The following is a 12082-nucleotide window of genomic DNA, read 5'->3' as shown; positions in this document are numbered from 1 at the left end:
TTTTTTTAATGTGATAGAATTCAAGCAAGACAGAAGTTTTAAAAATCTATAAAAATGGAGTAATAGATGAAAGAAAAAATAATATCCATATTAAAAGAACATAAGAATAAGTTTGTTTCTGGTGAGGAGATATCAAATTTATTAGGGGTAAGTAGAACTTCAATTTGGAAAGTTTTAAAGCAACTAAAAGCGAGTGGTTACAATATTGAATCTGCCCCTAAAAAAGGTTATAAATTACTAGATGATAAGAATATATATAGTAAAGAAGAAATTACTCTACTTTTAAAGTCAAAAGGAAGTAATGTAGAAGAAGTTTTTTATTTTGATTCAATAAATTCTACAAATGAGTATGCTAAAGAAATTGGAAGAAATAGTAATATGGAAAATGTTTTAGTCATATCGGATATCCAAACTGATGGCAAAGGTAGACTTGGAAGAAAATGGTTGTCGTCGGAAAGTTCAGGTGTTTGGATGTCTTTATTATTAAAACCGAATCTTAATCCAACTGATGCATCGAAGATTACTCAAATTGCTTCAGCGGCAATAGTAACAGCTATTGAAGAATTTTATAATCTAAATGTTGGTATTAAATGGCCAAATGATATAATTATAAATGGTAAAAAAATTGCTGGTGTATTAACGGAAATGAATTCAGAACTTGGAGAGATAAATTTTATTGTAGTTGGAATAGGTATTAATGTTAATACTAAGTCATTTCCTGAAGAAATATCGGATATTGCATCTTCCTTATTTCTCGAATCAGGTCTTGAAATAGATAGAAAAAAAATCATCGAAAAAGTAATATATTATTTTTATAAATTTTATAATGAATATATCAAAAACAAAGAATTTAATGAAGTTTTAGATATAAACAAAAAAAAATCTGTTACTTTAAATAGAGATGTTTTTATAATAAGACGAAACGAAACATTTGAGGCATATGCATATGATTTAAATAGAGACGGAGAATTAATGGTAAGAGATAAAGATGGAAAAGAGAGCGTAGTATTTTATGGTGAAGTTTCAATTAGAGGTGTAGCGGGTTATTTGTAATAGCTTCAATTATAAAAGACTATTGTTGTTGTTAGAAGAAAAAATTATAAAAATTAATTAATTAAAAGAGTGGTGAAGATATGTTATTAGCGTTTGATGTGGGAAACACCAATATAGTTCTTGGTGTTTACAAAGAAGGAAAATTGTTAAAAGATTGGAGAATGTCCACTGATAAGAAAAAATCTGCGGATGAAATCGGTATATTAGTAGATCAATTATTTAAATATGAAGGGATATGTTTAAAAGATGTATCTGATGTAATTATTTCATCAGTGGTTCCAACTATTATGTACTCTCTACAACATATGGCTTACAAATATTGTGACTGTGAAGCGATTGTGGTTGGACCAGGTATAAAAACTGGCATGAATATAAAATACTATGACCCTAAACAGGTTGGAGCGGATAGAATCGTAAATGCCGTGAGTGCGTTTAAAAAGTATGGAGGCCCTTTAATTGTAGTTGATTTTGGTACAGCAACAACTTTTTGTGCTATAACAGGCAAATTCGAATATTTAGGTGGGGCTATTCTTCCTGGAATAAAGATATCAAGTGATGCATTATTTCAAAATGCTGCAAAACTAACTAGAGTAGAACTTATAAAGCCGGAAAATGTTATCTGCAAAAATACTACAAAAAGTATTCAATCAGGAATTATATATGGTTATGTTGGTTCTGTTGAGTATATTGTTAAAAGAATGAAAAAAGAAATAAATGAAGATAATGTAAAGGTAGTGGCAACTGGTGGTTTATCGAATCTTATTGCTTCAGAAGCAGAATTAATAGATGTTGTAGATAAGTATTTAACGCTTGATGGATTGTATTATATTTATTCGATGAATAAATAACAGGAGAGTATATGAAGATAGGAAATATTGAGTTAAAAAGTGATGTTATTCTCGGTCCAATGGCGGGTGTAACAGACTTTGCATTTAGGAAAATCTGCAAAGAATTTGGAGTAGGACTTATGGTATCCGAAATGATATCAACTAAAGCTTTATTTTATAATGATGAAAAAACAAAACGAATTATGAAAATTGATAAAAATGAAAAACCAATCGCACTTCAGATATTTGGTTCGGATCCAAAAGTATATGAAGTGGTGGTAGAGAGTTTAAATAAAAGTGAAAATGATATTCTTGATATAAATATGGGGTGTCCTGCTCCTAAAATTGTTAAAAATGGTGATGGATCAGCTCTTATGAAGAATCCGAAACTTGCATATGAAATAATGAAAATAACAAAGGAAGTTTCATCAAAACCTGTAACAGTCAAAATAAGAAAGGGTTGGGATGAAAATTCAGTTAATGCTGTTGAGATTGCAATTTTAGCTGAAAAAGCAGGGGTTGATGCAATTACAATTCATGGTAGAACAAGAGATGAATTTTATTCTGGCAAAGCGGATTATAATATTATAAAAGAAGTTAAGAGAAATGTTAGTATACCGGTTATAGGAAATGGGGATGTTTTTTCTGTTAAAGATGCAATTAGGCTTAAAAATGAAACTGAGGTTGATGCTATAATGGTTGCAAGAGGAGCACAAGGCAATCCTTGGTTAATTAGAGAAATTGATACTTATTTTAAAACTGGGAAAATAATTTCTAAACCCACTATAAATGAAATAATTGAAACCACTTTAAAACATTTTGAATATTTAATTGACTTAAAGGGGGAGAGAATAGCAATCTTAGAAATGAGAAAGCATGCTTCTTGGTACATTAAAGGAATAAAAAATAGTGCTAAAATAAAAAACTTGATTAATAGAACTACTTGTAAGGAAGACTTAAAGTGTTTATTAAAATCTTTGATATAATTATAGTAAAATGAATGATTTTAAACCTTGTTTATTGATCGTTTTAATTTGTTTTTTTTTAGAGCAAATTAAAATAAAAATATATAAGGTTTATTTTTTAAAAAACATCTATATGTAGTAGTTGAAAGTGTACGTGCATACCATATAAAGAAAACATATGAAAAAGTATAAATAAAAATAATAATAATTAAAAAAAGTGTTGACAGTGAGCTTCGGAGGTGTTATTCTATAACAGTTGCTGATGAAGCGAAGAGAAAAAAGCGGAGGCAATATAAAAAAAACTTGATGTAAAAAAGTTTTTAAAAAAGCTTGACAATAAGAAACATTAGTGTTAAGATAAAGAAGTCGTCTGATGAGGCGAACAAATAAGAAAAATTGAACTTTGAAAACTGAACAGTAAAAACGTGAGAATGTAAGTTTGTTTGAAAAAGCAAAGTATGTTTAAGCGGAACCTAGTCAAAATGATGAAGGAAACAAACTTGCGAGCAAGTATAAAAAACGAACTTGAAGAAACAAGTATAAAAACGCCAGCAAATTTTTTTAAGAGTTTGATCCTGGCTCAGGATGAACGCTGGCGGCGTGCCTAACACATGCAAGTCGAGCGTGAAGTTAATGAATGAACCTTCGGGTGAATGAGTTGATGGAAAGCGGCGGACGGGTGAGTAACGCGTGGGTAACCTACCCTATACAAAGGGATAGCCACTGGAAACGGTGATTAATACCTTATAAGACCACAGAATTGAGTGATTCAGTGGTAAAAGCTCCGGCGGTATAGGATGGACCCGCGTCTGATTAGCTAGTTGGTAGAGTAACGGTTTACCAAGGCGACGATCAGTAGCCGACCTGAGAGGGTGATCGGCCACACTGGAACTGAGACACGGTCCAGACTCCTACGGGAGGCAGCAGTGGGGAATATTGCACAATGGGCGCAAGCCTGATGCAGCAACGCCGCGTGAGTGATGAAGGCTTTCGGGTTGTAAAACTCTTTTCTAAGGGAAGATAAAAGACGGTACCTTAGGAATAAGCACCGGCTAACTACGTGCCAGCAGCCGCGGTAATACGTAGGGTGCAAGCGTTATCCGGAATCATTGGGCGTAAAGGGTGCGTAGGTGGTTTAACAAGTCAGAAGTGAAAGGCAACGGCTCAACCGATGTAAGCTTTTGAAACTGTTAGACTTGAGTGCAGGAGAGGAAAGTGGAATTCCTAGTGTAGCGGTGAAATGCGTAGATATTAGGAGGAACACCAGTGGCGAAGGCGACTTTCTGGACTGTAACTGACACTGAGGCACGAAAGCGTGGGGAGCAAACAGGATTAGATACCCTGGTAGTCCACGCCGTAAACGATGAATACTAGGTGTCGGGAGTCGAATCTCGGTGCCGGAGCTAACGCATTAAGTATTCCGCCTGGGGAGTACGTACGCAAGTATGAAACTCAAAGGAATTGACGGGGACCCGCACAAGCAGCGGAGCATGTGGTTTAATTCGAAGCAACGCGAAGAACCTTACCAAATCTTGACATCTATATGACCTATTCTTAATCGAGTATTTCTCTTCGGAGACATATAAGACAGGTGGTGCATGGTTGTCGTCAGCTCGTGTCGTGAGATGTTGGGTTAAGTCCCGCAACGAGCGCAACCCCTATTTTTAGTTGCCATCAGGTCAAGCTGGGCACTCTAGAGAGACTGCCGGTGACAAACCGGAGGAAGGTGGGGATGACGTCAAATCATCATGCCCCTTATGATTTGGGCTACACACGTGCTACAATGGTCGGTACAACGGGCAGCTAAGGAGTGATCTGGAGCGAATCCTAAAAAGCCGATCTCAGTTCGGATTGTAGGCTGCAACTCGCCTACATGAAGTTGGAGTTGCTAGTAATCGTGAATCAGAATGTCGCGGTGAATGCGTTCCCGGGTCTTGTACACACCGCCCGTCACACCATGGAAGTTGGGGGCACCCGAAGCCGGTGATCTAACCACGTAAGTGGAGGAAGCTGTCGAAGGTGAAATCAATGACTAGGGTGAAGTCGTAACAAGGTAGCCGTATCGGAAGGTGCGGCTGGATCACCTCCTTTCTAAGGAGACTAAAGGTTTATTACTGTTCAGTTTTGAAAGTTTAATACTTTCAAATTAGAAATGCAAAATCATGATGAAAATGTTGTTGTGGTTGTGTGTTAAAGTCGCTTAGGCGATGATTGTTCTTTGAAAACTGCATATGGATAAAAAACGAGAAGACAAAAGAAACAAATGAAACAAGTTTAAAAAGCGAAAGCTGTTTAAATAAAGTTATTACTATTAAAGTAGTAACACTCATCGTTTAACGAAGTTTATGCAAATAAATCAGTTAAACAAAAGGTTTTCATTAAAATTTACGAACAGTTCAAGGAAACGATGAGCAAAAAAGCGCGCGTATCTAATACGCAAGTGATTTAGCGAAGAGATGACGAAGAAATGTGAAGTAAATTATAATGAAAAAAAGGTCAAGAGAATAAGAGCATAGGGCGGATGCCTTGGCACTAGGAGCCGATGAAGGACGTGGTAAGCTGCGAAAAGTTTCGGGGAGCTGCAAGCGAGTGTAGATCCGGAAATGTCCGAATGGGGAAACCCGGCTAGTGTAATAACTAGTCATCCATAACTGAATAAATAGGTTATGAGAAGGAAACTCAGGGAACTGAAACATCTAAGTACCTGAAGGAAGAGAAAGAAAAATCGATTCCCTAAGTAGCGGCGAGCGAACGGGGAAGAGCCCAAACCGACATCTACGGAAGTCGGGGTTGTGGATAGAGAATAAAGTGATGGAGGTAGTCTAGCCGAATCGTATGGGAATGCGAACCGAAGATGGTGAAAGTCCAGTAGGCGAAAGATGAAGACCCGCGACTCTAATCCAGAGTACCACGGAGCACGTGAAACTTTGTGGGAAACAGGGAGGACCATCTCCCAAGGCTAAATACTACCTAGTGACCGATAGAGAATAGTACCGTGAGGGAAAGGTGAAAAGAACCCCGGGAGGGGAGTGAAAAGAACCTGAAACCCTATGTTTACAAGCACCGGAAGTTCCATACGAGAACAACCGGGTACTTTTTGTAGAACGGGCCAACGAGTTACGATATGTAGCGAGGTTAATTGTTTAAGACAAGGAGCCGAAGCGAAAGCGAGTCTTAAGAGGGCGAATTAGTTGCATGTCGTAGACCCGAAACCGGGTGACCTATCCATGAGCAGGGTGAAGCAAAAGTAAAATTTTGTGGAGGCCCGAACCCATATCTGTTGAAAAAGGTTGGGATGACTTGTGGATAGCGGAGAAATTCCAATCGAACTCGGAGATAGCTGGTTCTCCCCGAAATAGCTTTAGGGCTAGCCTTAAATGATGAGATCCGGAGGTAGAGCACTGAATGGCCTAGGGGTTTTCACCGACTACCGAAGCCTATCAAACTCCGAATGCCGGAATCTTTAATTTAGGAGTCAGACTACGTATGATAAGATTCGTGGTCGAAAGGGAAACAGCCCAGACCAACAGCTAAGGTCCCAAAATGTAGATTAAGTGGGAAAGGATGTGCAGTTGCTTAGACAACTAGGATGTTGGCTTAGAAGCAGCCACTCATTTAAAGAGTGCGTAATAGCTCACTAGTCGAGTGATTGTGCGCCGAAAATTACCGGGGCTAAAATCTACTACCGAAGCTTTGGCATATACTATCGTATATGGGTAGGGGAGCATTCTGCATGGAGCGAAGCAGTACCGTAAGGAGCTGTGGACTTTGCAGAAGAGAGAATGTTGGCATGAGTAGCGAGAGGCAGGTGAGAATCCTGCCCACCGAAAACCTAAGGGTTCCTGAGGAAGGTTCGTCCGCTCAGGGTAAGTCAGGACCTAAGGCGAGGACGAAAGTCGTAGTCGATGGACAACAGGTAAAGATTCCTGTACCACCGTTTATTGTATGAAAGAAGTGGTGACACAGAAGGATAGGTTAAGCGTACGAATGGAAGAGTACGTCCAAGCACAGAGTTAGATATGTTAGGTAAATCCGGCGTATTGTTCATATGATGTGTGATGGGGAGTGAAAAACAAGTAACGAAGTAACTGATTTCACACTGTCAAGAAAAGCCGCTATTTAGATAAAAGGTGCCTGTACCGTAAACCGACACAGGTAGGTAGGTAGAGAATACTAAGGTGAGCGAGATAACTATTGTTAAGGAACTCGGCAAAATGACCCCGTAACTTCGGGAGAAGGGGTGCCGATCTAGGTTCAGAGCTAAGGTCGGCCGCAGAGAATAGGCCCAAGCGACTGTTTACCAAAAACACAGGTCTCTGCTAAATCGAAAGATGAAGTATAGGGGCTGACGCCTGCCCGGTGCTGGAAGGTTATGAGGAGATGTTAGCGTAAGCGAGGCATTGAATCGAAGCCCCAGTAAACGGCGGCCGTAACTATAACGGTCCTAAGGTAGCGAAATTCCTTGTCGGGTAAGTTCCGACCCGCACGAAAGGCGTAACGATTTGGGCGCTGTCTCAACAATAGACTCGGTGAAATTGTAGTACCGGTAAAGATGCCGGTTACCCGCAGCAGGACGGAAAGACCCCGTGGAGCTTTACTGCAGCTTGGCGCTGGACTTTGATATATAATGTACAGAATAGGTGGGAGACTGTGATACATGAACGCCAGTTTGTGAGGAGTCGCCTTTGGGATACCACCCTTTGTATATCAGCGTTCTAACCTGGTACCGTGATCCGGTACAGGGACAATGTCAGGCGGGCAGTTTGACTGGGGCGGTCGCCTCCCAAAGAGTAACGGAGGCGCTCAAAGGTTCCCTCAGAATGGTTGGAAATCATTCAAAGAGTGCAAAGGCAGAAGGGAGCTTGATTGCGAGACATACAGGTCGAGCAAGTACGAAAGTAGGACTTAGTGATCCGGCGGTACCGAATGGAAGGGCCGTCGCTCAACGGATAAAAGCTACCCCGGGGATAACAGGCTTATCTCCCCCAAGAGTCCACATCGACGGGGAGGTTTGGCACCTCGATGTCGGCTCGTCTCATCCTGGGGCTGAATTAGGTCCCAAGGGTTGGGCTGTTCGCCCATTAAAGAGGCACGCGAGCTGGGTTCAGAACGTCGTGAGACAGTTCGGTCCCTATCCGCTGTGGGCGCAGGAAATTTGAGAGAATCTGTCCTTAGTACGAGAGGACCGGGATGGACATACCAATGGTGTATCAGTTGTTCTGCCAAGAGCATAGCTGAGTAGCTAAGTATGGAAAGGATAAGCGCTGAAGGCATCTAAGCGCGAAGCCCCTCTTAAGATAAGATTTCCCATCACTTCAAGTGAGTAAGACCCCAGGTAGAAAATCTGGTTGATAGGTCTAGGGTGAAAGTGCAGCAATGTATGAAGCTGATAGATACTAATAGGTCGAGGTCTTGACCACAAGAAAAAAACGTTTAATCCATATGCAGTTTTGGAAGAATAATTCCAAATATATTTGATAGAATTTGCGAGTAATTCAGTGAATGAAGTAAATTGTAGCAAATGAATCTAGTGATGATGGCAAGAAGGCTACACCTGTACCCATACCGAACACAGAAGTTAAGCTTCTTAGCGCCGATGGTACTTGGGGAGCAGTCCCCTGGGAGAGTAGGTCGTTGCTAGTTTTCGAAAGAAAAAAGCGGTGCAACAAAAAACAGAAAACACATAATACAAGCTTGCTTGTAAATTATGTGTTTTCTGTTTTTATTTCACTTGTAATCATAAAAGGGAATATGATTACAAGTGAAATAAATGGGTAAAAAGATAATAATAGGGTAGTATTTCAAATAAACTTGCATTATTATTTTTGTACTATTTTTTAAATTGGAGGTAAATATTATGATTAAAAAATTATACAATAAAGGAATAAAATTTGAGAAGTTTATATTAAATGATGAAAGTAAGCATAAAGAAATAATGCTGAAGTTTTCTGATAATAGTTCAATAGATGAAGGATTAAAAAATGAAATAGAATTATTAAATATAAAAACAAAAATTCTTGTGTTTGGTGAATTATGGTGTCCAGATTGCACAGTAAATATATCTGCACTTCAGATATTAAGTAAATTTAATAAGAAAATTGAATTTAGAATTCTTCCGAGAAACGGTTTTGAAAATGATATAAAAGAATTAACAGGACTAGATGAGGTGAAAATACCTACTATTATAGTTATGAATAATACCTACAAAATTAAAGGACAATTTATTGAAAGGCCGCAAGAAATTTTGGAATTAGAAAATGAAGAAAATCAAGTTAAACGAATTGTGAATATGAAAGAATATAGAAATGGATTGTATATTGGAGAGACAATAAAAGAGATTATTGAAATAATTAAAAGAGATTTGTAGAAATTAATAAAAATTATTAATAATACAGAATTATTTAAAATATAAATTGAGTGTTTTAGAGGATTAGTAATTTAAAATAAAGAAAAGAAACAAATATTATTGTTTATAAACAACAAAAATATTTGTTTTTTTGCTGTTTATGAATAAACTTATAAATTATTCTGTTGTAATATTTAAATCAAATGATACAATATATAGTGTGAAAATATAAAAAATCAACTACATGTTGTAATTATTATAAATAGGGGGAATTTATTTGTTAAAGGTAATCAAGAGAAACAATGCATCAGTTGAATTTGATGTAAAGAAAATTGTAAGAGCTATTGAAAATGCTATGAGTGAAACTAAAAATGGAACCGATTCTAAGTTAAGCAATCAAATCGGAAGTGAAATACTTACTTTTTTAGAAAATAAAGAAGAAGTAAGCGTAGAGGATATTCAAGATTTAGTTGAAATTAAACTTATGGATAGTACAAGAAAAGATGTTGCTAAGAGATATATAATTTACAGAAACGAGCAAGATAAAACTCGTTCAAAAAGAAAGGGTGATTCGAGATTATTATCTGACGAATTCATTAGCACATATAAACATATGGTTTCGCCACTTAAACAAATAGGAAATTTTGTTTATTATAGAACGTATTCTAGGTGGCTTCCTGATGAAAAACGTAGAGAACATTGGTGGGAAACTGTTAGACGAGCTGTTGAATATAATTGTAGTTTAACGAATTCACCAAGAGAAGAAGCGGAAAATTTATTTGATAATATCTTTAATTTAAGACAATTTCTTTCAGGAAGGACGTTTTGGGTAGGAAACACTTCTGTAGCAAAAGATTATCCTATGGCAAATTATAATTGTTCTTTTCAGGTAATTAATGATTTTGAGGCATTTAGAGATGTTTTTTATCTATTAATGATTGGTTCTGGAGTAGGAGTAAGAATATTAAAAGAAGATGTTGAAAAATTGCCAAAAGTTAGATCTGATTATGAATTAATTCATAAAGATTATTCTGCAATTCCTAAAAAAGAGAGAGAAGACTCAACTAGTTTAGAATTCTTTTATAATAACACTGTAAAAATAACCGTAGGTGATAGTAAGGAAGGGTGGGTTCAATCTTTAGATTTCTTCTTTAAATTACTTTATTCAAATGAATATAGAAATATTAAAACAATTATTGTTGATTATGATCACGTTAGGCCAAAAGGTGAAAAACTAAATTCATTTGGTGGTACTGCAAGTGGTCATACTTCACTTAAAAATATGTTCGAAAAGATTTCAAGAACTATCAAGAAAGCAGCACTTAGAGATGGAGCAACCGATATTTATAAAAAAATTAAGTTAAGACCAATTGATTGTTTAGATATTTCTAATATTATTGGTGAAAATGTTGTTGTTGGTGGAGTAAGAAGAACGGCTGAAATAGTATTAGTCGATGAAAATGATAATGAAGCAATTGATGCTAAAACTAGTCTTTATAAGCAAGAAGAGGGTAAATGGATAGTAGATAAGGAAATTATTCATAGACAGATGAGTAATAATTCTATATACTACACAAAAAAACCAACTAGAGAAAGGTTGCATTGGCAAATTGAAAGAATGAGGTATTCTGGGGAACCTGCTTGGGTAAACGCAGAAGCTGGAGAAAAAAGAAGGACGAATTTTAATGGAGTAAATCCATGTGGAGAAATTCTTTTAGATAATAAAGGTTTATGTAATTTAACTACATTAAATGTTTACGCTTTTGTAAAAGAAGATGGTTCTTTGGATACTAATGGATTATTTAAAGCGCAAAGACTTTCTGCGAGAGCAAGTTACAGAATGACTACAGTAGAACTTGAAATTCCTGCATGGGATGCAGTTCAAAAAAGAGATAGATTACTTGGATGCTCATTGACGGGATGGCAGGATATGGTTAATGCCACAGATATGAGTAAAGAAGAACAGGCAGACTTACTTAGAAAAATGAGAGACGTTGCAAAAAAAGAAGCAGAAATGTATGCTATGGAGCTTGGAGGACCTGTTCCACTTCTAGTTACTACGGTTAAACCAGAGGGTACCTTAAGTCAACTTCCTACTGTTTCAAGTGGTGTACATTATTCACATTCGCCATATTATATAAGAAGAGTAAGGATAAGTGCTGATGATCCACTAGTTAAAGTTTGTGAGGAACTTAATTACCCAGTATTCCCAGAAGTAGGTCAGGAAATTGAAACGTGTACAACTAAAGTTGTAGAATTTCCAGTTAAATCGCCACTAGGCAAAACTAAGTATGATGTTTCTGCAATTGAACAACTAGAAAATTATAAATTATTTATGGATAATTATGTTGACCATAATTGTTCGATAACAATTCATGTTAGAAATCATGAATGGGATGAAGTTGAAGAGTGGGTATGGAAACATTGGGACGAAGTAATGGCGGTTTCATTCTTGTCTTTAGATGATAGTTTTTACGAGCTATTACCTTATGAGTCTATAAGTGAAGAGGAATATTATGAAAAGTTAAATGCCATGCAACCATTTATTCCTTCTTTAATATCTAAATACGAGAAAGAAGAAATAGATTTCGATATAGGAAATGAAGGTTGTGAAACAGGAGCTTGTCCTATAAGATAGGTCAATATAATAGATTTGTTAAAATAATAGTGCTAATAAAAGCACTATTATTTTGTTTTATAGAAGATTTAATGGGTAAACTTATGATAGATTATTTATTAACTTAGTAAAATTAAGTTGATAAATGAAAAAATAATATATACAGTATTAAAAAAATTATATATTGAAAAACTTATACTAAAAATGCTATAATTATTATTATAACTAGTTTCTACCGTTCCAATACAACATATTTCATTCATATACAAGTACG

General features: G+C 36.5%; 5 protein-coding genes and 3 rRNA genes. All 8 read left to right on the top strand.

What is annotated here, in order from left to right; all coding sequences use genetic code 11:
• The first annotated feature begins 66 nt into the window (after positions 1 to 66).
• The 8 genes from AACH12_RS12820 (at position 67) to nrdJ (ending at position 11829) form a co-directional block, all read left to right on the top strand.
• Complete coding sequence (locus tag AACH12_RS12820) at positions 67 to 1053, top strand: biotin--[acetyl-CoA-carboxylase] ligase (RefSeq protein ID WP_338535770.1); 987 nt, start codon at positions 67 to 69, stop codon at positions 1051 to 1053.
• Positions 1054 to 1133: 80 nt separating this feature from the next.
• Positions 1134 to 1901: a type III pantothenate kinase gene (locus tag AACH12_RS12815; protein ID WP_338535769.1), complete on the top strand. Its 768-nt coding sequence runs from the start codon at positions 1134 to 1136 to the stop codon at positions 1899 to 1901.
• A gap of 11 nt (positions 1902 to 1912) precedes the next feature.
• On the top strand, positions 1913 to 2866 hold the full coding sequence (dusB, locus tag AACH12_RS12810; RefSeq protein WP_338535768.1) for a tRNA dihydrouridine synthase DusB: 954 nt from the start codon (positions 1913 to 1915) through the stop codon (positions 2864 to 2866).
• Positions 2867 to 3402: 536 nt separating this feature from the next.
• Positions 3403 to 4936, top strand: a 16S ribosomal RNA gene (locus AACH12_RS12805).
• A gap of 403 nt (positions 4937 to 5339) precedes the next feature.
• Positions 5340 to 8265: ribosomal RNA gene (locus AACH12_RS12800) — 23S ribosomal RNA — on the top strand.
• Positions 8266 to 8371: 106 nt separating this feature from the next.
• Positions 8372 to 8488: ribosomal RNA gene (gene rrf / locus AACH12_RS12795) — 5S ribosomal RNA — on the top strand.
• Together the 16S, 23S and 5S rRNA genes form the textbook arrangement of a ribosomal RNA operon.
• A gap of 214 nt (positions 8489 to 8702) precedes the next feature.
• Entirely contained in the window at positions 8703 to 9212 is a 510-nt protein-coding gene (locus tag AACH12_RS12790) for a thioredoxin family protein (RefSeq protein ID WP_338535767.1), read from the top strand.
• A 256-nt stretch (positions 9213 to 9468) separates the two neighbouring features.
• Positions 9469 to 11829, top strand: coding sequence for a ribonucleoside-triphosphate reductase, adenosylcobalamin-dependent (gene nrdJ / locus AACH12_RS12785; RefSeq protein ID WP_338535766.1), 2361 nt, complete (start codon positions 9469 to 9471; stop codon positions 11827 to 11829).
• The last annotated feature ends 253 nt before the right edge of the window (positions 11830 to 12082 follow it).

Origin of the sequence: Helicovermis profundi, from assembly GCF_033097505.1 — a bacterium.
GTDB lineage: Bacteria > Bacillota > Clostridia > Peptostreptococcales > Acidaminobacteraceae > Helicovermis > Helicovermis profundi.
The sequence above is the reverse complement of the archived record's forward strand: the minus strand, read 5'-3'. Positions and strand labels throughout refer to the sequence as shown.

Excerpts from the sequence above, each read along its gene's own strand:
- AACH12_RS12820 (WP_338535770.1), top strand. The coding sequence starts at position 67 with ATGAAAGAAAAAATAATATCCATATTAAAAGAACATAAGAATAAGTTT.
- AACH12_RS12815 (WP_338535769.1), top strand. The coding sequence starts at position 1,134 with ATGTTATTAGCGTTTGATGTGGGAAACACCAATATAGTTCTTGGTGTT.
- dusB (WP_338535768.1), top strand. The coding sequence starts at position 1,913 with ATGAAGATAGGAAATATTGAGTTAAAAAGTGATGTTATTCTCGGTCCA.
- AACH12_RS12790 (WP_338535767.1), top strand. The coding sequence starts at position 8,703 with ATGATTAAAAAATTATACAATAAAGGAATAAAATTTGAGAAGTTTATA.